Origin of the sequence: Pseudomonas bananamidigenes, assembly GCF_001679645.1 — a bacterium.
GTDB lineage: Bacteria > Pseudomonadota > Gammaproteobacteria > Pseudomonadales > Pseudomonadaceae > Aquipseudomonas > Aquipseudomonas bananamidigenes.
Window position 1 is genome coordinate 65,886 of sequence record NZ_LRUN01000014.1, and the last position, 21,695, is coordinate 87,580.

Sequence of the window (21,695 nt, forward strand, 5' to 3'; positions counted from 1 at the left end):
CCGCCCCGGGGGGCCTGTCAAGCGGGCTCCGGCACCTTGCCGAACGCCCCTTGCCGCGACAACAGAATCACCAGCCCGAACGCTCCGGCCGCCATCAGCCACGGCAGCGCATGCCCGCTGATCCACTGACTGCCCGCCCCCGCTGCCAGCGGCCCGATGAGGCAACCGACACCCCACAACTGCGCGACATGCGCATTGGCGCGTACCAGCGCGTCGTCGCGGTAGCGCTCGCCGATCAGGATCAGCGACAGGGTGAACAAGCCACCGGCACTGGCGCCGAACAGCACCCACAACGGCCAGATCAGCAAGGTGTCGAGCAGTATGGGAATCGCCAGGCTCGACAACATCAGCACCACCGCGCAACCGGCAAACAGGGTTCGCCGTGACAGGTAGTCGGCCAGGGCCCCGATGGGCAATTGCAGCAGCGCGTCGCCCACCACCACGGTGCTGACCATCGCCAGCGCGATTTCCGCCGTGAAGCCCTGTTGCAGGCAGTACACCGGCAACAAGGTCAGGATCATCGCCTCGAACCCGGCGAACAGCGACACCGCCCAGGCGATCGCCGGCAACTCGCGACTGAAACCCCACAGATCGCCGAAGGTCACGCTGCTGGCCTCGCTGCTCGGCGCCCCGCTGCGACCCAGCAACAACAACGGCGAAGTCATCAGCAGAGCGACCCCGACCCAAAAGCCGTAATCATGTTCGGTGCCGAGCGCGCCCAGCAGCAACGGACCGGACAGTTGGCTCAACGCATAACTGCTGCCATACAGCGCCACCAGCCGTCCGCGCCACTGCTCGACCACCAGCTGGTTGATCCAGCTTTCGCCGAGGATGAAGACGATGGTCAGGATCACCCCGATCATCAAGCGCAGCACCAGCCAGATCGGGTAGCTCGGCAGCAGCGCCAGCAGACCGATGGACAATGCCCCGCCCCACAGGCACAGACGCATCAGGTTCGCCGTGCCGAAGCGCGCCGCCAGATGACTCGACACCTTCGCTCCCAGCAATACGCCAATCGCCGGCATCGCCGCCATCACACCGATGGCGAACGAACCGTAACCCCAGCCCTCCAGACGCAACGACACCAGCGGCATGCTGACGCCAAGGGCCAGGCCAACACTCAAGACAGACGCCAACACGGCGAAATACGTCGCCCAACGCATGGTCCACGCTCCTGTGGATAATTGTTATGTGCACCACAAAACACTGTGGGAGCGAGCTTGCTCGCGATAACGGTTTCACATTCAGCAGATGTGCTGACGGATACACCGCTATCGCGAGCAAGCTCGCTCCCACATGGGATCTCTGTTTCGTCAGGGAGCCCGGGGTGCCCGGGCTCCCCTCAACGGTTTACAGCTTGATCCAGGTCGCCTTCAGCTCGGTGTATTTGTCGAACGCGTGCAACGACTTGTCACGGCCGTTACCCGACTGCTTGAAGCCGCCGAACGGCGCAGTCATGTCGCCGCCATCGTACTGGTTGACCCACACGCTGCCGGCACGCAGGGCCTTGGCAGTCAGATGCGCCTTGGAGATGTCCTGGGTCCAGACCGCTGCCGCCAGGCCGTAAGGTGTGTCGTTGGCGATGCTGATCGCTTCCTCGGCCGTGTCGAAGGCGATGACCGAAAGCACCGGGCCGAAGATCTCTTCCTGGGCTATCTTCATCGCGTTACTCACGCCGTCGAAAATCGTAGGCTCGACGTAGGTGCCACCGGTTTCCTGAAGAATGCGCTTGCCGCCGGCCACCAGTTTGGCGCCGTCGGTGTGGCCCGACTCGATGTAGGACAGCACGGTGTTCATCTGTTGGGTATCGACCAGCGCACCGACATTGGTGGCCGGGTCCAGCGGATTGCCCGGTTTCCAGGCTTTCAGCGCCTCGATCACCATCGGCAGGAATTTGTCCTTGATCGATCGCTCGACCAGCAGACGGGAACCGGCGGTGCAGACCTCGCCCTGGTTGAAGGCAATGGCGCTGGCGGCGGATTCGGCCGCAGCCTGCAGGTCCGGCGCATCGGCAAACACGATGTTCGGGCTTTTGCCACCGGCTTCCAGCCAGATGCGCTTCATGTTCGATTCGCCGGAATAGATCATCAGTTGTTTGGCGATTTTGGTCGAACCGGTGAACACCAGGGTATCGACGTCCATGTGCAACGCGAGCGCCTTGCCGACGGTATGGCCATAACCTGGCAGCACGTTGAACACGCCTTTCGGAATACCGGCCTCGACTGCCAGGGCGGCGATGCGGATGGCCGTCAGCGGAGACTTTTCCGACGGTTTGAGAATCACCGAGTTACCGGTCGACAGCGCAGGACCCAGCTTCCAGCAGGCCATCATCAGCGGGAAGTTCCACGGGACGATGGCACCGACCACACCCACGGGTTCACGGGTCACCAGACCCAGTTGATCGTGCGGCGTAGCGGCAACTTCGTCGTAGATCTTGTCGATCGCTTCACCGCTCCAGCTCAGCGCTTGCGCCGCGCCCGGAACGTCGATGTACAGCGAATCGCTGATCGGTTTGCCCATGTCGAGGGTTTCGAGCAGGGCCAGTTCTTCGGCGTGCTGCTTGAGCAGGCCGGCGAAACGGATCATGGTGGCTTTGCGTTTGGTCGGCGCCAGGCGCGACCAGACGCCGGAGTTGAAGGTGGCGCGGGCGTTTTCCACGGCGCGCTGGGCGTCGGCGGCGTCACAGCTGGCAATCTTGCCCAGCAGACGGCCATCGACCGGGCTGATGCACTCGAAAGTCTCGCCGGAGACGGCATCGGTGTACTCGCCATTGAGGTAGGCGCGACCTTCGATCTTCAGGTCACGGGCGCGTTGTTCCCAGTCGGCGCGAGTCAGGGTGGTCATTCGAGTGTCCTCCTCTTGTTGAGTAAGAGCGCCGCGCGATCTTCGCCGGCGACCTCAGGAATTCTGCCCGGCCAGCCTGTTTTCGGCCCGAGGCACCCGCCACCCTAAACCAGCGGCCGGGTTTGTTTCAATATATTTGACATAAGCTCGCGATACGGCCTTGCGGTGTTCATTTTAATAAACATAGACTTTGGCCCCTCAAGCCACCGCGCCGTCACTACAGGAGAAAACAACAATGAACATCCAGAACGTCGTCGACATCAGCCTGACCATGGACCAGGCCGAGCGCTACCGCCCGGACTCGGCCAAAGTACTCAAAGGCGATCCCGAGCAGGCGGTGTTCAATCAGTACGACAGCCCTTGCGGGCAGATGGGCGTCGGTGTGTGGGAAGGCGCGGTCGGTCAGTGGACCGTGAATTACACCGAGCATGAATACTGCGAAATCCTGCAGGGCGTTTCGGTGCTGCGAGACAGCGAAGGTAACGCCAAGACCCTGCGCGTGGGTGACCGCTTTGTGATTCCGGCCGGTTTCCGTGGCACCTGGGAAGTGCTGGAAGCCTGCCGCAAGGTCTATGTGATCTTTGAACAGAAGGCCTGATGCCTTTCGCCAGGCAACAAAAAAGGCCCGTATCGTGAGATACGGGCCTTTTTTGTCGGTCGGGAAAATCAATTACTTGATTTTGCCTTCCTTGTAGATCACGTGCTTGCGAACAACCGGATCATATTTCTTGATCTCGATTTTGTCCGGAGTAGTACGCTTGTTCTTGTCGGTAGTGTAGAAGTGACCAGTACCGGCGCTCGAGATCAAACGAATCAATTCACGCATGATTAGCTCCCTTAGATCTTGCCGTCGCGACGCAGCTCGGCCAGCACAACGCTGATGCCACGCTTGTCGATGATGCGCATGCCTTTGGCGGAAACGCGCAGGCGTACGAAACGTTTCTCTTCTTCAACCCAGAAGCGGTGATGCTGCAGGTTCGGCAGGAAACGACGACGGGTTTTGTTGTTTGCGTGGGAAATGTTATTCCCGGTTACCGGACCCTTACCGGTAACTTGACATACTCTAGACATGCCTCAGCCCTCTAAAACCACATGCCCAACCCGGCATGGGTTGGCCGCTTAATCTCTAGTCATTGTGGCGCCAGGCGCCGCGATTCTTTAGAGGTCTTACCGGCTACACCTACAAGCGAAGGAACCGGGCCCCTAGAAAAGAGCGCTGCTTTATACCAGAAAGACCACGGAGCAACAACTTTCCGTGTGCAATGAATGGCTAAAAAGCCGTTTTTCCTGCCTGCAAGCGCCTTGGGTAAAGGCTGCCGGCAATTTTTACCATTCGTCGAAGAAAATCGATCATACCTGCAATCGCGACTTTTCCTGCCGCCATTTCCGACAATTTCCCCGCTCCCAGGCCCCGAAAAAGCAAAAAGGGGATAGTCATTTGCAATCGCGACCACTAGGGTAGGCCTTTTCCAGACTGCACTTGCAGATGGGCCTTCGATCTGTAAAGGAAGCCGACCATGCGCCTCGCTGCCCTCCCCCTGCTGCTCGCCCCGCTCTTGCTGAGCCCACTGGCCCATGCCGCCGCCCTGAGCGTCTGCACCGAGGCCAGCCCTGAAGGCTTCGATGTGGTGCAGTACAACTCGCTGACCACCACCAACGCTTCGGCAGATGTGTTGATGAACCGCCTCGTGGACTTCGACACGGCGACCGGCAAGGTGGTCCCGAGCCTGGCCGACAGCTGGGAAGTCAGCACCGACGGCCTCACTTATATATTCAAACTGCACCCGCAGGTGAAATTCCACAGCACCGAGTACTTCAAGCCGACCCGCGAACTGACCGCCGAAGACGTCAAATTCAGCTTCGACCGCATGCTCGACCCGGCCAATCCATGGCACAAGGTCGCCCAGAGCGGCTTTCCCCACGCTCAGTCGATGCAGTTGCCCAGCCTGATCAAGAAGATCGACGCACTGGATCCGCTGACTGTGCGTTTTACCCTCGACCATCCGGACTCGACATTCCTGGCGACCCTGAGCATGGGCTTCGCCTCGATCTACTCCGCCGAGTACGCCGACAAACTGCTGAAAGCCGGTGCGACCGACAAGCTCAACAGCCAGCCGATCGGCACCGGGCCGTTCGTGTTCAGCCGGTTCCAGAAAGACGCATCGATCCGCTACAAGGCCAACCCGGATTATTTCGGCGGCAAGCCAGCGGTGGATCCGCTGATCTTCGCCATCACCCCGGACGCCAACGTGCGCCTGCAAAAGCTGCGGCGTAACGAATGCCAGATTGCCCTGTCGCCCAAACCACTGGACGTACAAGCCGCGAAAGAAGAACCGGCGCTGAAAGTCGAAAAGACTGACGCGTTCATGACTGCTTTTGTTGGCATCAACAGCCAGCATCCCCCACTGGACAAGCCGGAAGTGCGTCAGGCGATCAACCTCGCCTTCGACAAGGCCAACTACCTCAAGGCCGTGTTCGAGGACACCGCCGAACCCGCCAACGGCCCTTACCCGCCGAATACCTGGAGCTATGCCAGGAATTTGCCGGGCTACCCGCACGACGTAAACAAAGCCAAAGCCTTGCTGGCCAAGGCCGGCCTGAAGGACGGTTTCCAGACCACCATCTGGACGCGCCCGTCCGGCAGCCTGCTCAACCCCAATCCGAGCCTTGGCGCGCAACTGCTGCAATCGGATCTGGCGGAAATCGGCATTCAGGCGGAAATCCGTGTGATCGAGTGGGGTGAACTGATTCGTCGGGCCAAGGCCGGCGAACATGACCTGCTGTTCATGGGCTGGGCCGGTGACAACGGCGACCCGGACAACTTCCTCACCCCGCAGTTTTCCTGCGCAGCGGTGAAGTCCGGGACCAACTTCGCCCGCTACTGCAACGCCGACCTGGACAAGCTGATCAGCGCCGGCAAGACCACCAGCGAACAGGGCGTGCGCACCAAGCTCTACGAACAGGCGCAGGCGCAGATCCAGCAGCAGGCCTTGTGGCTGCCGCTGGCGCATCCGACGGCGTATGCGCTGACGCGCAAGGATGTGCAGGGTTATTCGGTGAGCCCGTTCGGTCGGCAGGATTACTCCAAGGTCACCCTCAAGTAATCCACCACAACACAAATCTCCTGTGGGAGCGAGCCTGCTCGCGATAGCGCCAGACCAGTCACCGAATGCATCGACTGATATGACGCCATCGCGAGCAGGCTCGCTCCCACAGGGATTCACCTCGCTTTCTGAGTCTCGATTACATCCAGCCACACTCCGCCATCGACAACGGTTCCCCGTCACCAACGATGAAGTGATCGAGCACCCGAACGTCGATCAGCTCCAGAGCCTTCTGCAAGCGCTTGGTCAGCACACGGTCTGCCTGACTGGGATCGCTGTTCCCCGACGGGTGGTTGTGGCACAGGATCACAGCCGCCGCGTTGTTGGCCAGCGAGCGCTTCACCACTTCGCGGGGATGTACGGCTGTGTTGTCGATGGAGCCGCGAAACAGCGGCTCGAACGTCAGCACTTGATGCTTGGAATCCAGAAACAGGCAGCCGAACACTTCGTGCGGCTCGTGGCGCAGCATGGCTTTGAGGTAATCACGGACTACTTGCGGATTCTCCAGCGCCGTTTTCTGCCGCATACGCTCGGCCAAGTGTCGCCGCCCCATCTCCAGCACGGCTTGCAACTGGGCGAACTTCGCCGGCCCCAGACCCAATTGCTCGCTGAACGCGCCGAGATCAGCCTCCAGCAACGCACGCAGGCTGCCGAACTGATTCAACAAGTGTCGCGCCAGATCCACCGCGCTTTTACCGGATACGCCGGTCCGTAGAAAAATCGCCAGCAATTCGGCATCGGAAAGACTTCCCGAGCCCTGTTCAAGCAGCTTCTCCCGCGGCCTTTCCGCCGCCGGCCAATCGCGAATACTCATACACACTCCTTGTCTATGGGCGCCGCTGTTCCATAGCGGTCGCTGTGATATCGTAGCCCATCTTTTTTGCGGGCGAATTCACCCTGGGGAGGGGGTTTCGCCACGCATGTCACCCACGAAATGAAAGGCAGACCTATGCAGCGGCTGTATCGGAAACGCATCGTTCTGGGCGTCGGCGGCGGCATCGCTGCCTACAAGAGCGCCGATCTTGTGCGCCGCCTGATCGATCAGGGCGCCGAGGTGCGCGTGGTCATGACCCGTGGCGGCAGCGAATTCATCACCCCGCTGACCATGCAGGCCCTGTCCGGCCACCCGGTTCACCTGGACTTGCTCGACCCGGCCGCCGAAGCGGCAATGGGCCACATCGAACTGGCCAAATGGGCCGATCTGGTGCTGATCGCCCCGGCCACCGCCGACCTGCTCGCCCGCCTGGCCCAAGGCATCGCCAATGATCTGCTGACCACGCTGGTGCTGGCCACCGACGCCATCGTCGCGGTCGCTCCGGCCATGAACCAGGCCATGTGGCGCGACCCGGCGACCCAGGCCAACCTGCAACTCCTTGAAAGCCGTGGTCTGAAGACCTTCGGCCCGGCTTCAGGCAGCCAGGCCTGCGGCGATGTCGGCATGGGTCGCATGATGGAAGCCACCGATCTGGCCCAGCTCGCGGCGGACTGCTTCCAGCGTCAGGCACTGACCGGCAGGCACGTGGTGATCACCGCCGGCCCGACCCAGGAAAACATCGACCCGGTGCGCTACATCACCAACCACAGCTCCGGCAAAATGGGCTTCGCCCTGGCTGAAGCGGCGGTGGAAGCCGGCGCCCGCGTCACGCTGATCAGCGGCCCGGTGCATTTGCCGACGCCGGACCGCGTCACGCGGATCGACGTGGTCAGTGCCCGTGACATGCTCGCTGCCTGCGAAGCCGCGATCCCTTGTGACATCTTCATCGCCTCGGCGGCGGTCGCAGACTACCGCCCGGAAGTCGTCGCCCCGCAAAAACTCAAGAAAGATCCTACGAGCGGTGACGGCTTCGTCCTGCAAATGGTGCGCAACCCGGACATCCTGGCCACCATCGCCACCCGTCCCGACCGTCCGTTCAGTGTCGGCTTCGCCGCCGAGACAGAACACCTGCTCGACTACGCTGCGCGCAAGCTGAAAGACAAGAATCTCGATCTGATCGTCGCCAACGACGTCGCCAACCCGAGCATCGGTTTCAACAGCGAAGAAAACGCCTGCAGCGTCATCGACCGTGGGCTGCACGCCACGGTTTTCGCCCAGACCAGCAAGAGCAAGATCGCTCGCCAGCTCGTCACTTTTATCGCCGAACGTCTGAACCAGGTTTAATTTACATGCACGCTTTGCAAGCCAAGATCCTCGACCCACGCATCGGTACCGAATTCCCGTTGCCGCAATACGCCACACCGGGCTCCGCCGGCCTCGACCTGCGCGCCATGCTGGAACAGGACATCGTGATCAAGCCGGGCGAAACCGTACTGATTCCGACCGGTCTGTCGGTGTACATCGGCGACCCGAACCTCGCCGCGCTGATCCTGCCACGCTCGGGCATGGGCCATAAGCACGGCATCGTGCTGGGCAACCTCGTCGGCCTGATCGACTCCGACTACCAGGGCCCGCTGATGGTGTCCTGCTGGAACCGTGGTCAGACCGAATTCACCATGCCGGTGGGCGAGCGTCTGGCGCAGCTGGTGCTGGTGCCGGTGGTGCAGGCGCACTTCGAAATGGTTGAAGAGTTCGTCGAGACCGAGCGTGGCGCGGGTGGTTTCGGCCATTCCGGCACCAAATAACCGAGGAAAATCCATTGTGGCGAGGGCGCTTGCCCCCGCTTGGGTGCGCAGCACCCATAAGATTTCGGGTCTGCTTCGCGCCCCGCCGGGAGCAAGCTCCCTCGCCACAAATATGATTGTTCTTCGAAATTGGTTTTAGCGCCGAAAATCAAGGCATTGGCAGGTCCAAGCCACGCCGGACAAGGCGTCATGGCCCTTTCACACCACGAACTCTCTGTGAAAACCGCCGTCATACCCTTCAGTTTGAGCCTGCCGTCGAGATGATTCGCCGGTGTGTCCCGCCACTTTCGAGATGGAGCATTTTCGCAGATGAGCACCCCCGCCCAAGTCGCCCCGAAGCTTCCCGACAGCATCTTCCGCGCCTATGACATTCGCGGCACCGTGCCGGAATTCCTCAATGCCGAAACCGCTTACTGGATCGGTCGCGCCATCGGCTCCCAGAGCCTGGCCCAGGGAGAACCGAACGTGTCCGTCGGTCGTGACGGTCGCCTGTCCGGTCCGGAACTGGTTGCCGAGCTGATCCGCGGCATCGCCGAAAGCGGCTGCCATGTCAGCGACGTCGGCCTGGTGCCGACGCCTGCGCTGTACTACGCCGCCAACGTGCTGGCCGGCAAATCCGGCGTGATGCTCACCGGCAGCCACAACCCGTCGAATTACAACGGTTTCAAGATCGTGATCGCCGGCGACACCCTGGCCAACGAACAGATCCAGGTCCTGCATGAGCGCATCAAAAGCGGCAATCTGAGCAGCGGCACAGGCAGCGTGACCCAGGTCGAGATCCTCGATCGCTACACCACCGAAATCGTCCAGGACATCAAACTGGCCCGACGCCTGAAAGTCGTGGTCGACTGCGGCAACGGCGCGGCCGGCGTGATCGCCCCGCAACTGATCGAAGCGCTGAACTGCGAAGTCATCCCGCTGTTCTGCGACGTCGACGGCAACTTTCCGAACCACCACCCGGATCCGGGCAAACCGGAGAACCTCGTCGACCTGATCGCCAAGGTCAAGGAAACCAAGGCCGACATCGGCCTGGCCTTCGATGGCGACGGTGACCGCGTCGGCGTGGTGACCAACACCGGCAGCATCGTCTTCCCCGACCGCCTGTTGATGCTGTTCGCCCGCGACGTGTTGGCCCGCAACCCAGGCGCGGAAATCATCTTCGACGTCAAATGCACCCGCCGACTGATCCCGCTGATCAAGGAATATGGCGGCCGGTCGCTAATGTGGAAGACCGGTCACTCGTTGATCAAAAAGAAAATGAAGCAGTCCGGTGCGTTGCTGGCCGGCGAAATGAGCGGACACATCTTCTTCAAGGAACGCTGGTTCGGTTTCGACGACGGCATTTACAGCGCCGCACGGCTGCTGGAAATCCTCAGCAAGGAAAAATCCGACGCGGAAACGCTCTTCGCGACCTTCCCGAACGATATTTCCACGCCGGAAATCAATATCCATGTGACCGAAGAGAGCAAATTCAGCATCATTGATGCACTGCACGATGCACAGTGGGGTCCAGGCGCCGACCTGACCACCATTGACGGCGTGCGGGTCGATTACGCCAAAGGCTGGGGCCTGGTGCGCGCGTCCAACACCACACCGGTGCTGGTGCTGCGCTTCGAGGCCGATGACGAGGCTGAATTGCAGCGCATCAAGGCTGTGTTCCATGCCCAGTTGAAACGCGTTGCACCTGATCTCCAACTACCGTTCTGATTCACCCGGAGCCCTGAATGACCCTCGAACGCGAAGCCGCCGCCCAAACCGCCAAGGTCCTGTCCGAAGCGTTGCCTTACATCCGACGTTATGTCGGCAAGACCCTGGTGATCAAATACGGCGGCAACGCGATGGAAAGCGAGGAGCTGAAAACCGGCTTCGCCCGCGACATCGTCTTGATGAAAGCCGTGGGCATCAACCCGGTGGTGGTTCACGGCGGCGGCCCGCAGATCGGTGATCTGCTCAAGCGCCTGTCGATCGAAAGCCACTTCGTCGACGGCATGCGCGTCACCGACGCGGCGACCATGGACGTGGTGGAAATGGTCCTTGGCGGCCAGGTCAACAAAAGCATCGTCAACCTGATCAACCGTCACGGCGGCAGCGCCATCGGCCTGACCGGCAAAGACGCCGGGCTGATCCGGGCGAAGAAGCTCACCGTCACCCGTCAGACCCCGGAGATGACCCAGCCGGAAATCATCGACATCGGCCAGGTGGGCGAAGTGGTCGGGATCAACACCGAACTGCTGAACCTGCTGGTCAAAGGCAATTTCATCCCGGTGATCGCGCCGATTGGCGTGGGTGAGAACGGCGAGTCGTACAACATCAACGCTGACCTGGTGGCCGGTAAAGTCGCCGAAGCGCTGAAAGCCGAGAAGCTGATGCTGCTGACCAACATCGCCGGCCTGATGGACAAGTCAGGCAAGGTTCTGACCGGTCTGAGCACCCAGCAGGTCGACGACCTGATCGCCGACGGCACCATCTACGGCGGCATGCTGCCGAAGATCCGCTGCGCACTGGAAGCGGTTCAGGGCGGCGTGGGCAGCTCGCTGATCATCGACGGTCGCGTGCCGAACGCGATCCTGCTGGAAATCTTCACCGACACCGGTGTGGGCACGCTGATCAGCAATCGCAAGCGTCCGTAAGCGATCGCGTAAATAAAGAGACCCCGCTCAGCCTGGCTGAGCGGGGTCTTTTTTTTGCTGAACGAAGCGATCAGACGCCAAACTGGGCGCGATAGGCTTCAACGGCTGGCAGATGCTGCTTGAGCTGCGGATCGTCTGCCAGGAATTCCAGCACCTGGTTCAGCGACACGATGCTGATGACCGGGATGCCGAAATCACGCTCGACCTCCTGGATGGCCGACAGCTCGCCATTGCCGCGCTCCTGACGGTTCAGGGCGATCAGCACGCCGGCGGCCCTGGCGCCTTCCTGCGAGGCAATGATCTGCATCACTTCACGGATTGCGGTACCCGCGGTGATCACGTCGTCGATGATCAGCACGTCGCCGGTCAGTGGCGCGCCGACCAGGCTGCCGCCTTCCCCGTGAGCCTTGGCTTCCTTGCGGTTGAAGCACCATGGCAGGTCACGGTTGTGGTGCTCGGCCAGCGCCACGGCAGTGGTGGCTGCCAGCGGGATGCCCTTGTAGGCCGGGCCGAACAGCACGTCGAAGGGAATACCGCTGTCAGCGATGGCCGCGGCGTAGAAACGGCCCAGCTGCGCCAGCGCGGAACCCGAGTTGAACAGGCCGGCATTGAAGAAGTAAGGACTGGTGCGCCCGGACTTCAGGGTGAACTCACCGAAGCGCAAAACGCCGCGATCGATGGCAAAACGAATGAAATCGCGCTGATACGCTTGCATGAAAAAAACCCCAAATACCACGGATTTAGCTAATTAGCTTGACGCCGTGTATCATACACGCACGCGATTTTTGGGGCCATTTATGCGGATCATCAGTGTGAACGTCAATGGTATTCAGGCTGCAGTCGAGCGCGGTTTGCTCAGTTGGCTGCAGGCACAGAATGCCGACGTCATCTGCCTGCAGGACACCCGTGCCTCCGCCTTTGAACTGGATGACCCAGCCTTCCAACTGGACGGCTACTTCCTTTATGCCTGCGATGCTGAAGTCCCTGCCCAAGGCGGCGTGGCTTTGTATTCGCGGTTGCAACCGAAGGCTGTCATCAGCGGTCTCGGTTTCGAGACGGCCGACCGCTACGGGCGCTACCTGCAAGCAGATTTCGACAAAGTCAGTATTGCCACCTTGCTGCTTCCTTCGGGGATGAACGGCGATGAAGACTTGAACCAGAAGTTCAAGCTCATGGACGACTTCGGCAAGTACCTGGACAAACAGCGGCGCAAACGTCGCGAGTACATTTATTGTGGCTCGCTGTTCGTCGCGCAGCAGAAGCTCGACATCAAGAACTGGCGCGACAGCCAGCAATCCCCGGGCTTCCTGGCGCCGGAGCGCGCCTGGATGGACGAGATTGTCGGCAACATGGGTTATGTCGACGCCCTGCGCGAAGTCAGCCGCGAAGGCGATCAGTACAGCTGGTGGCCGGACAACGAACAGGCCGAGATGCTGAATCTGGGCTGGCGCTTCGACTACCAGATCCTGACCCCGGGCCTGCGACGCTTCGTGCGCAGCGCACGCCTGCCGCGTCAGCCTCGGTTCTCGCAGCACGCGCCGCTGATCGTCGACTACGACTGGACGCTGACCATCTGAGCGGCCTTTCGCAGACACAAAAAAAACGACATCAGTGTCGGTTTTTTTGTGCGCGATCGTTCGTTATTTGATCAACCGCCAAGTGAAAGGATAACGGTACGGAAAGCCCTCGTTAGCCTTCACACCTGCAATGATCGTCAGGATCAGCGCACCGATGGCCAACAGGCCAAACAGGAAGAAGCCAATCACCAGCACCATCAGCAAGAAGCAGATCATCGAGGCAATCGCGACCGTAATCTGGAAATTCAGAGCCTCCTTGCCCTGGGCATCGATAAACGGATCCGTCTCGCGCTTCATCTGCCACAGGATCAACGGCCCGATCAGCGTTCCGAACGGAATCCAGATACCCAGCAACGCGGACAAGTGACAAAACATCGCCCACTGGCGAACCTCGTGGCTCGGCTTGGGCAGCAACTCTTGCTCATCACTCATCGCATTCTCCTTGCGGGTTGCGAACCGTCTCAGTCGGCCAGTGCGGCCGTTTGCAGTTCGAAGATCTCGTTCATGCCTTTCTTGGCCAGCTCCAGCATCGCGTTCAGCTCTTCAGGCTGGAACGGCGCGCCTTCGGCGGTGCCCTGCACTTCGATGAAGCCGCCGGTGCCGGTCATCACCACGTTGAGGTCGGTCTCTGCGGCGGAATCTTCAAGATAGTCCAGATCCAGCACCGGCTCGCCCTGGTACATGCCCACGGAAACGGCACCGATCATTTGCTTGAGCGGGTCGCCACCTTTCAGACCGCCGCGCTTCTTGATCACTTTCAGGGCATCGACCAGCGCAACCATGGCACCGGTGATCGACGCGGTGCGGGTGCCGCCATCAGCCTGGATCACGTCGCAGTCGACGTACAGAGTAACGTCGCCCAGCTTGGACATGTCCAGCGCGGCGCGCAGGGAACGGCCGATCAGGCGCTGGATTTCCAGGGTACGACCGCCCTGCTTGCCACGACTGGCCTCACGCTGGTTACGCTCGCCGGTGGCGCGCGGCAGCATGCCGTATTCGGCGGTCAGCCAGCCCTGGCCCTGGCCTTTCAGGAAGCGCGGCACGCCGTTCTCGACGCTGACGGTGCAGATGACTTTGGTATCACCGAATTCGACCAGTACCGATCCCTCGGCGTGCTTGGTGTAGTTGCGGGTAATGCGGATCGAGCGGAGCTGATCGGCAGCGCGACCACTTGGACGTTTCATAGGAGATACCTGTACTGAGGACGGAAAACTGCGGAGCATTATAGAGCTGCGCACCGCGCCTGGGCACTGCCTAAAAACTCCAGCCGTCGATCGAAGGCCCTGAAACGCGCTTCGCCGACGGCCTGCAGCCCTTTGTCACACCGTGTGTTTGGGCGCATCTGCCGCACTGCGCTACAATCCTGCGCCTTTGCTGCCAGTCGGCTTAAATTCACTGATATCGAGCTGCGAAGCTTCAGTTCGCGCCGATCCGTATCGCGAGGTCACCGCCATGGTGCATAGCATGACCGCCTTCGCCCGCGTTGAAAAAGCCGGCGTTCAGGGCACCCTGAGCTGGGAACTGCGCTCGGTCAACAGCCGCTACCTGGAACCCCACCTGCGCCTGCCCGAGTCGTTTCGCGACCTCGAAGGCGCCGTTCGCGAAGCCCTGCGTCAGGGTTTGTCGCGCGGCAAACTGGAATGCACCCTGCGTTTCACCGAGGAAAGCACCGGCAAGCCGCTGCAAGTGGATCGCGAGCGTGCCGCGCAACTGGTCGCCGCTGCCGAAACCGTCGCCGGCCTGATCAAGAACCCGGCGGCGCTGAACCCGCTGGAGGTGCTGGCCTGGCCCGGCGTGCTGGTGGCCGATGCGAGCGACCCGCAAGCCCTCAACGCAGAAGCGCTGGAGCTGTTCAATCAAGGCTTGAAGGAACTCAAGGCTGGCCGTGAGCGCGAAGGCGCGGAGCTGGCGCGCCTGATCAACGATCGCCTGACCTCCATCGAGGAAGACGTGGCAACCCTGCGCGAACTGGTTCCGCAGATGCTCGCCGCCCAGCGCCAGAAAGTCCTCGACCGCTTCGCCGACATGAAGGCCGAGATGGACCCGCAGCGCCTGGAACAGGAAATGGTCATGCTCGCGCAAAAAAGCGACGTGGCTGAAGAACTGGATCGCCTGAGCACCCACATCATCGAAGTTCGCCGGGTCCTCAAGTCCGGCGGTGCCGCCGGCCGGCGCCTGGACTTCCTGATGCAGGAGCTCAACCGCGAAGCCAACACACTGGGCTCCAAGGCCTTCGACCCGCGCAGCACCCAGGCGGCGGTCAACCTCAAGGTGTTGATCGAGCAGATGCGCGAACAAGTGCAGAATATTGAGTAAGGCTAACCCCGACATGACCCACAGCACCGGCACCCTGTACATCATTTCCGCCCCCTCGGGCGCGGGCAAAAGCAGTCTGGTCAAGGCCCTGACCGACGCCAACCCGGAAATCCGCGTTTCGATTTCCCACACCACCCGCGCCATGCGTCCGGGCGAAGTGGACGGCGTGAACTATCACTTCGTGACCCGCGAAGAGTTCGTGAAGATGGGCGAGCACGGCGACTTCCTCGAACGCGCCGAAGTCTTCGGCAACTTCTACGGCACCTCGCAAAGCCGCCTGCAGCAGACCCTGGACGAAGGTCATGACCTGATTCTGGAAATCGACTGGCAAGGCGCCGAACAAGTGCGCAAGCTGATGCCCCAGGCCCGTTCGATCTTCATTCTGCCGCCATCGCTGCAGGCCCTGCACCAGCGCCTGACCAACCGTGGTCAGGACAGCGACGAGATCATCGCCGGCCGGATGCGTGAGGCAGTCAGCGAGATGAGCCACTACGTCGAGTACGACTACTTGATCATCAACGACGATTTCGCCCACGCCCTGGATGATCTGAAGGCGATTTTCCGCGCCAATCAGCTGCAACAAAAACGTCAGCAAGTGCGCTTCGGCAAATTGCTGGCTGAATTGCTGGGCTGAAACAGCCCTTCCCAAAACCGCTGCAACGGCTTTACATTGGCAGTTGCAGCGCGTTGAAGGGTCTGGTCAAAAAATCAGCGCTTCCCTAATCGCTGGTGATTTTTTAAACTGTCGAGTCCGCTCGCCCAACCGGGCAGCGCGCATATTGCATTCGCTCCGAGGAATACCATGGCCCGCGTAACCGTTGAAGACTGCCTAGAACACGTGGATAACCGCTTTGAGCTGGTCATGCTCTCTACCAAGCGTGCCCGTCAACTGGCCACCGGCGGCAAAGAGCCGAAAGTGGCATGGGAAAACGACAAGCCTACCGTCGTCGCCCTGCGCGAAATCGCTGAAGGTATCGTGACTCCCGAATTCATCGCCGCCGAAGAAATTGTCACCGAAGACCCGGTCTTCGCTGCCTTTGCTCCAGAGGACGAGTCCAACGAGGCCGTTTAAGCCTATGCCTGGTCGACGTAGCAAGGCGCGGGATCACAGCTTGCGGCAGGAGTCATCATGCCGAGCATAGACGCCCTCGCCGATCGAATATCGACCTACCTCGGTCAGGACCAGGTCAATCTGGTCCGCCGAGCGTATTTCTACGCCGAACAAGCCCACGACGGCCAACGCCGCCGCAGCGGCGAGGCGTATGTCACGCATCCTCTTGCCGTGGCGAACATTCTTGCCGACATGCACATGGACCATCAGAGCCTGATGGCCGCGATGCTGCATGACGTGATCGAAGACACCGGCATCGCCAAGGAAGCGCTGCAAGCGCAGTTCGGCGAGACCGTGGCCGAACTGGTCGACGGGGTCAGCAAACTGACCCAGATGAACTTCGAGACCAAGGCCGAAGCCCAGGCCGAAAACTTCCAGAAAATGGCCATGGCCATGGCGCGCGACATTCGCGTGATCCTGGTCAAGCTCGCCGACCGTCTGCACAACATGCGCACCCTGGAAGTGCTGTCCGGCGAAAAGCGCCGGCGCATTGCCAAGGAAACCCTCGAGATCTATGCCCCCATCGCCAACCGGCTGGGCATGCATTCCGTGCGCATCGAGTTCGAAGACCTCGGTTTCAAGGCCATGCACCCGATGCGTTCTGCGCGGATTTACCAGGCGGTCAAACGCGCCCGCGGCAACCGCAAGGAAATCGTCAACAAGATCGAAGAGTCCCTCGGCCACTGCCTCGCCATCGACGGCATCCAGGGCGAAGTCAGCGGTCGCCAGAAACACCTCTACGGCATCTACAAGAAAATGCGCGGCAAGCGTCGGGCCTTCAACGAGATCATGGACGTCTACGCGTTCCGGATCATCGTCGACAAGGTCGACACCTGCTACCGCGTGCTGGGTGCCGTGCATAATTTGTACAAACCGTTGCCGGGACGCTTCAAGGATTACATCGCGATTCCCAAGGCCAACGGCTATCAGTCGCTGCACACCACGCTGTTCGGCATGCATGGCGTACCGATCGAGATCCAGATCCGTACCCGTGAAATGGAAGAAATGGCCAACAACGGCATCGCCGCGCACTGGCTGTACAAATCCAGCGGCGACGAACAGCCCAAAGGCACCCACGCCCGGGCCCGTCAGTGGGTCAAAGGCGTGCTGGAAATGCAGCAACGTGCCGGCAACTCGCTGGAATTCATCGAAAGCGTGAAGATCGACCTGTTCCCGGACGAGGTCTACGTGTTCACGCCAAAAGGCCGGATCATGGAGCTGCCCAAAGGCTCCACGGCGGTCGACTTTGCCTACGCGGTGCACACCGACGTCGGCAACAGCTGCATTGCCTGCCGGATCAACCGTCGTCTGGCGCCGCTGTCCGAACCGCTGCAAAGCGGCTCCACGGTCGAGATCGTCAGCGCTCCCGGCGCGCGGCCAAACCCGGCGTGGCTCAACTTCGTGGTCACCGGCAAGGCGCGCACCCACATCCGTCATGCCCTGAAACTGCAACGCCGCTCCGAATCCATCAGCCTTGGCGAGCGCCTGCTGAACAAGGTGCTCAACGGATTCGACAGTGCGCTGGAACAGATTCCGCCAGAACGTGTGAAAGCGATGCTGACCGAGTACCGCCTCGAGCTGATCGAGGATCTGCTCGAAGACATCGGCCTGGGCAACCGCATGGCCTACGTCGTGGCGCGTCGACTGCTGGGCGAGGGCGAACAATTGCCAAGTCCGGAAGGTCCGCTGGCGATTCGCGGTACCGAAGGCCTGGTACTCAGCTACGCCAAATGCTGCACGCCGATCCCGGGCGACCCGATTGTCGGTCACCTGTCGGCGGGCAAAGGCATGGTCGTGCACCTGGAAAACTGCCGCAACATCAGCGAAATCCGCCACAACCCGGAAAAATGCATCCAGCTCTCGTGGGCCAAGGATGTCACCGGCGAATTCAACGTCGAACTGCGCGTCGAGCTGGAGCACCAGCGCGGCCTGATCGCTCTGCTGGCCAGCAGCGTCAACGCGGCCGACGGCAATATCGAGAAAATCAGCATGGACGAACGCGATGGCCGCATCAGCGTCGTCCAGTTGGTGGTCAGCGTCCACGACCGTGTGCACCTGGCCCGCGTGATCAAGAAACTGCGCGCCCTGACCGGGGTCATCCGCATCACCCGCATGCGTGCATAACTCAAACAATACAAGGAGTCATACATGACCAAGACTGTTATCAGCAGCGACAAGGCCCCGGCCGCCATCGGCACTTATTCCCAGGCGATCAAGGCCGGCAACACCGTGTACATGTCGGGCCAGATCCCGCTGGACCCGAAAACCATGGAACTGGTCGAAGGCTTCGAAGCCCAGACCGTACAGGTCTTCGAGAACCTGAAAGCCGTGGCCGAAGCCGCCGGCGGTTCGTTCAAGGACATCGTCAAGCTGAACATCTTCCTCACCGACCTGAGCCACTTCGCCAAGGTCAACGAGATCATGGGCAAATACTTCGAACAGCCATACCCGGCCCGCGCCGCCATCGGCGTTGCTGCCCTGCCGAAGGGTTCGCAGGTTGAAATGGATGCCATTCTGGTCATCGAGTGATGCGCACGGCGCGGCTTGCCGAGAGCCGCGCCAACTGCTCTGCGGTAAAGAAAAGGTTTTGAAAGGATTCCACCATGCGCAAAGCGCTTGCTCTCTCGCTGCTCGCCATTTTCCTCGGCGGTTGCGCCAGCAACCCGGCCGACCGTGACATCAGCGGCACCTGGATCAATCAGGTCGCCATCGATGCCGCCGCCAAGGGCGGCCCCCTGCGTGAAGCGCTTCAGGCCTACGGCCCGAATCTGGAATGGGACATCAACACCAGGGCCGGCCAGGCCCGCTACACCAACGGTTTCGAGAACGTCGAAGGACGGCTGCAGGGTGAACAGTCCGGCGCCTGGAAAGTCGACTTCTACGGCAGCTCCGCCAGCGAACTGAAGCGCGACGGTAGCCAGTTGCACCAGGCTGCCAGCGAAAACGAACCACAACAGCTGTTCGACCGTGCACAGATCCCGGTGCCCGAAGGCGCGCCGATCGGTGCCAGCTTCGAACGTGCGCTGTATTCGGCCTACCTGGGCGGTAACTGGACAATCGCCAGCGGCCAGGGCGAAGGCGCCACCGTGCAATTCCAGGCGGACGGACAAGTCTCCGGCCTGCCCGGTGTCGACCGCTACGCCCTGTGCCTGGCGGGCGACTGCGCATCGATGAGCAGCGGCAACGACAGCATGTGGTTGCAGCAGAACGGCCAGGGCAACAACTGGATCTTCGTTCGCAAGGGCAAGGAGCTGGAAATCCTGCAGGCCGTGAACACGGCACTGGCGGATGAACAGCCGCAGTTCAGCCCGGGTGAGCGCAAGTGGTTGCTCAAGAAGCAGTAACTGCACTTGAGAGCAGCCTATAACCCTGTGGGAGCGGGCTTGCCCGCGATGAGGCCTTAGCATTCAACATTTATGCTGATTGTTATGCCGCCATCGCGAGCAAGCTCGCTCCCACAGTTGTTTTGAAGTGTTTGAAAGTCAGCAGCGCCCCTCAAGAATCGCGGCGTAACCCTCGCGATAGCTCGGATACTTCGGCGCCCAGCCCAACGTTTTCGCCCGTGCATTGCTGCAACGTTTGCTGCCGGTTCTGCGCACGCTTTCGTCTTCCGACCATTGCATGACGCCCAGATACTCCCGCAGCCACGCCACCACCTCGGCCAGCGGTGCAGGCGCATCGTCCACGCCGATGTAGATATCATCGAGCGCCCTGCCCTTGCGATCCGATTCCAGCAGAAACGCCATCAGGCCCGCCGCATCATCGGCGTGAATGCGATTGCCATACAACGGCGGATCGACCGCCACGCGATAACCGCGACGCACCTGAGTCAGCAGCCATTCACGGCCCGGCCCGTAGATGCCGGTCAGACGCACGATGCTCGCCGGAATGCCGCTGTTCAACGCGACTTGCTCCGCCTCCAGCATCAACCGTCCGGAATAACCCGCCGCCACGGTTTCGGAGGATTCATCCACCCATTCCCCGTCTTTCTGCCCGTAAACGCTGCTGCTGGAAACGAACAACAACCGATCAGGTACTTGTCCGTAGTCGTTCAGCCAACCCAGCACATGCTGCAGACCCTGCACATAAGCTGCGCGATAGCCGGCTTCATCGTGCTCGGTCGCGGCTGCGCAATACACCAGGTAATCCACGGCCCCTACCGGCCAGGACGCAGGGCACTCTTCATTGAACAGATCACCGGCCACACCGATGACACCTGCCGGCAACCGAGAAACATCCCGGCGCAGGCCATATACCTGAAAACCTGCGGCCAGCAATTGCGTGGCCAGACGGCTGCCGACATCGCCGCAACCGGCGATCAATACAGAAGGGGCGGACATCAAAAAACTCCCGGCGCAAAGCCACAGACTAGCCCTGACAAGGGACGAGCGGCTAGCAATGAAGGAAAAAAAGCAACACTATTGCTTCTGTTAACAAGAATTACTTGCAATAATGCACGTCACTTTTGTTCTCGGCCTTACGAGGCCTGGAAGAGCATCACCGTTTTTCTATCTCAGGTCCGGCCAGCATGACACGCATTCAGAACCCCGCTTCGCCAACCAAACGACCTCGCGCCTGGAGCGTGGCCGCCCTGCTCCTCAGTCTGACGCTGGCGCCGGTCGCCGCTTTCGCTGACGCCCAGGCACCGGCCACACCAGCCGCCCACGAACAGACCGCCCCGGCAGCTCCCGCCGCAGCGCCAGCGGCGACCGAGCCGGTTCAGGCCGTGGATACCGGCGCCGAAAACGCACCTGAAGTCCTCGAAGCCGACAACACCCTGGGCATGGCCCACGACCTGTCGCCGTGGGGCATGTACCAGAACGCCGACATCATCGTGAAGATGGTGATGATCGGTCTTGCCATCGCATCGATCATCACCTGGACCATCTGGATCGCCAAAGGCTTCGAGCTGATGGGCGCCAAGCGTCGTCTGCGTGGTGAAATCGCCGCCCTGAAGAAAGCCGCCACCCTCAAGGAAGCCAGCGCCACTGCAGCGAAGGAAGGCACCCTCGCCAACCTGCTGGTGCATGACGCCCTCGAAGAAATGCGCCTTTCGGCCAACTCCCGCGAGAAAGAAGGCATCAAGGAGCGCGTCAGCTTCCGCCTCGAGCGCCTGGTGGCCGCCTGTGGCCGCAACATGAGCAGCGGCACCGGCGTACTCGCCACCATCGGCTCCACCGCACCGTTCGTCGGTCTGTTCGGCACCGTGTGGGGCATCATGAACAGCTTTATCGGTATCGCCAAAACCCAGACCACCAACCTCGCCGTCGTGGCCCCGGGCATCGCCGAAGCCCTGCTGGCTACTGCACTGGGTCTGGTCGCCGCGATTCCTGCCGTGGTCATCTACAACGTGTTCGCCCGCTCCATCGCCGGTTACAAGGCCCAGGTGTCCGACGCATCGGCACAAGTCCTGCTGCTGGTCAGCCGTGACCTCGACCACCAGCCCGAGCGCAGCGTCTCGCAACCGCACATGGTGAAAGTGGGGTAATCGGCC

22 protein-coding genes and 1 pseudogene are annotated in these 21,695 nt (G+C 61.1%); 14 read left to right on the forward strand and 9 right to left on the reverse strand.

Annotation, left to right across the window (positions count from 1 at the left end; all coding sequences use genetic code 11):
* Positions 1-17: 17 nt before the first annotated feature.
* Both BBF94_RS06205 and BBF94_RS06210 read right to left on the reverse strand, forming a co-directional pair.
* Positions 18-1,163, reverse strand: a complete 1,146-nt coding sequence (locus tag BBF94_RS06205; RefSeq protein WP_065258167.1) for an MFS transporter — start codon at positions 1,161-1,163, stop codon at positions 18-20.
* Positions 1,164-1,350: 187 nt separating this feature from the next.
* On the reverse strand, positions 1,351-2,844 hold the full coding sequence (locus BBF94_RS06210; RefSeq protein ID WP_065258168.1) for an aldehyde dehydrogenase: 1,494 nt from the start codon (positions 2,842-2,844) through the stop codon (positions 1,351-1,353).
* Between the two features lie 235 nt (positions 2,845-3,079).
* On the opposite strand from BBF94_RS06210, the gene BBF94_RS06215 reads away from it, so the two are divergent.
* A complete protein-coding gene (locus tag BBF94_RS06215) occupies positions 3,080-3,442 on the forward strand; it encodes a cupin domain-containing protein (protein ID WP_065258169.1) in 363 nt (120 codons plus the stop codon).
* A gap of 72 nt (positions 3,443-3,514) precedes the next feature.
* Here BBF94_RS06215 and rpmG read toward each other — a convergent pair whose 3' ends face one another.
* The gene (gene rpmG, locus BBF94_RS06220; RefSeq protein ID WP_003177274.1) at positions 3,515-3,670 is read right to left on the reverse strand and encodes a 50S ribosomal protein L33; all 156 of its coding nucleotides are present in this window, start codon (positions 3,668-3,670) and stop codon (positions 3,515-3,517) included.
* 11 nt (positions 3,671-3,681) lie between these two features.
* Complete coding sequence (gene rpmB, locus BBF94_RS06225) at positions 3,682-3,915, reverse strand: 50S ribosomal protein L28 (protein WP_003229474.1); 234 nt, start codon at positions 3,913-3,915, stop codon at positions 3,682-3,684.
* Positions 3,916-4,361: 446 nt separating this feature from the next.
* Here rpmB and BBF94_RS06230 point away from each other — a divergent pair, with 446 nt between their 5' ends.
* The gene (locus BBF94_RS06230; RefSeq protein WP_065258170.1) at positions 4,362-5,948 is read left to right on the forward strand and encodes an ABC transporter substrate-binding protein; all 1,587 of its coding nucleotides are present in this window, start codon (positions 4,362-4,364) and stop codon (positions 5,946-5,948) included.
* A gap of 139 nt (positions 5,949-6,087) precedes the next feature.
* On the opposite strand, the gene radC is transcribed toward BBF94_RS06230, so the two are convergent.
* Entirely contained in the window at positions 6,088-6,762 is a 675-nt protein-coding gene (gene radC / locus BBF94_RS06235; RefSeq protein WP_065258171.1) for a RadC family protein, read from the reverse strand.
* A gap of 135 nt (positions 6,763-6,897) precedes the next feature.
* Between radC and coaBC the strand changes: the two genes are divergently transcribed.
* The 4 genes and pseudogenes from coaBC to argB all read left to right on the forward strand — a co-directional run bounded on the left by coaBC (position 6,898) and on the right by argB (position 11,197).
* The gene (gene coaBC, locus BBF94_RS06240; protein WP_065258172.1) at positions 6,898-8,106 is read left to right on the forward strand and encodes a bifunctional phosphopantothenoylcysteine decarboxylase/phosphopantothenate--cysteine ligase CoaBC; all 1,209 of its coding nucleotides are present in this window, start codon (positions 6,898-6,900) and stop codon (positions 8,104-8,106) included.
* A 5-nt stretch (positions 8,107-8,111) separates the two neighbouring features.
* The gene (gene dut, locus BBF94_RS06245) at positions 8,112-8,567 is read left to right on the forward strand and encodes a dUTP diphosphatase (RefSeq protein WP_065258173.1); all 456 of its coding nucleotides are present in this window, start codon (positions 8,112-8,114) and stop codon (positions 8,565-8,567) included.
* A 330-nt stretch (positions 8,568-8,897) separates the two neighbouring features.
* Positions 8,898-10,274, forward strand: a pseudogene (locus BBF94_RS06250) (phosphomannomutase/phosphoglucomutase); the annotation flags it as partial.
* Between the two features lie 17 nt (positions 10,275-10,291).
* Positions 10,292-11,197 (forward strand): acetylglutamate kinase, encoded by a 906-nt coding sequence (gene argB / locus BBF94_RS06255; protein ID WP_065258175.1) that lies wholly within the window; start codon positions 10,292-10,294, stop codon positions 11,195-11,197.
* Between the two features lie 70 nt (positions 11,198-11,267).
* Here argB and pyrE read toward each other — a convergent pair whose 3' ends face one another.
* A complete protein-coding gene (pyrE, locus tag BBF94_RS06260; protein ID WP_065258176.1) occupies positions 11,268-11,912 on the reverse strand; it encodes an orotate phosphoribosyltransferase in 645 nt (214 codons plus the stop codon).
* 82 nt (positions 11,913-11,994) lie between these two features.
* On the opposite strand from pyrE, the gene BBF94_RS06265 reads away from it, so the two are divergent.
* Positions 11,995-12,774: an exodeoxyribonuclease III gene (locus BBF94_RS06265; protein WP_065258177.1), complete on the forward strand. Its 780-nt coding sequence runs from the start codon at positions 11,995-11,997 to the stop codon at positions 12,772-12,774.
* A gap of 63 nt (positions 12,775-12,837) precedes the next feature.
* On the opposite strand, the gene BBF94_RS06270 is transcribed toward BBF94_RS06265, so the two are convergent.
* Together BBF94_RS06270 and rph are read right to left on the reverse strand one after the other, a co-directional pair.
* Positions 12,838-13,206 carry a DUF4870 domain-containing protein gene (locus BBF94_RS06270; protein ID WP_065258178.1) on the reverse strand — a complete coding sequence of 123 codons (369 nt, stop codon included), beginning with the start codon at positions 13,204-13,206 and terminating at the stop codon, positions 12,838-12,840.
* A 29-nt stretch (positions 13,207-13,235) separates the two neighbouring features.
* Complete coding sequence (gene rph, locus BBF94_RS06275; RefSeq protein WP_065258179.1) at positions 13,236-13,958, reverse strand: ribonuclease PH; 723 nt, start codon at positions 13,956-13,958, stop codon at positions 13,236-13,238.
* A gap of 268 nt (positions 13,959-14,226) precedes the next feature.
* Between rph and BBF94_RS06280 the strand changes: the two genes are divergently transcribed.
* From BBF94_RS06280 to BBF94_RS06305, 6 genes are all read left to right on the forward strand, one after another.
* Positions 14,227-15,090, forward strand: coding sequence for a YicC/YloC family endoribonuclease (locus BBF94_RS06280; RefSeq protein ID WP_065258180.1), 864 nt, complete (start codon positions 14,227-14,229; stop codon positions 15,088-15,090).
* 13 nt (positions 15,091-15,103) lie between these two features.
* The gene (gmk, locus tag BBF94_RS06285) at positions 15,104-15,724 is read left to right on the forward strand and encodes a guanylate kinase (protein ID WP_065258181.1); all 621 of its coding nucleotides are present in this window, start codon (positions 15,104-15,106) and stop codon (positions 15,722-15,724) included.
* 168 nt (positions 15,725-15,892) lie between these two features.
* On the forward strand, positions 15,893-16,162 hold the full coding sequence (rpoZ, locus tag BBF94_RS06290; RefSeq protein WP_065258182.1) for a DNA-directed RNA polymerase subunit omega: 270 nt from the start codon (positions 15,893-15,895) through the stop codon (positions 16,160-16,162).
* 57 nt (positions 16,163-16,219) lie between these two features.
* Complete coding sequence (gene spoT / locus BBF94_RS06295; protein WP_065258183.1) at positions 16,220-18,325, forward strand: bifunctional GTP diphosphokinase/guanosine-3',5'-bis pyrophosphate 3'-pyrophosphohydrolase; 2,106 nt, start codon at positions 16,220-16,222, stop codon at positions 18,323-18,325.
* 24 nt (positions 18,326-18,349) lie between these two features.
* Positions 18,350-18,730 (forward strand): RidA family protein, encoded by a 381-nt coding sequence (locus BBF94_RS06300; RefSeq protein WP_065258184.1) that lies wholly within the window; start codon positions 18,350-18,352, stop codon positions 18,728-18,730.
* A gap of 74 nt (positions 18,731-18,804) precedes the next feature.
* On the forward strand, positions 18,805-19,545 hold the full coding sequence (locus tag BBF94_RS06305; RefSeq protein ID WP_065258185.1) for a putative periplasmic lipoprotein: 741 nt from the start codon (positions 18,805-18,807) through the stop codon (positions 19,543-19,545).
* A gap of 138 nt (positions 19,546-19,683) precedes the next feature.
* On the opposite strand, the gene BBF94_RS06310 is transcribed toward BBF94_RS06305, so the two are convergent.
* A complete protein-coding gene (locus BBF94_RS06310; RefSeq protein ID WP_065258186.1) occupies positions 19,684-20,541 on the reverse strand; it encodes an SDR family oxidoreductase in 858 nt (285 codons plus the stop codon).
* A gap of 188 nt (positions 20,542-20,729) precedes the next feature.
* Here BBF94_RS06310 and exbB point away from each other — a divergent pair, with 188 nt between their 5' ends.
* The gene (exbB, locus tag BBF94_RS06315; protein WP_065258187.1) at positions 20,730-21,689 is read left to right on the forward strand and encodes a tonB-system energizer ExbB; all 960 of its coding nucleotides are present in this window, start codon (positions 20,730-20,732) and stop codon (positions 21,687-21,689) included.
* The last annotated feature ends 6 nt before the right edge of the window (positions 21,690-21,695 follow it).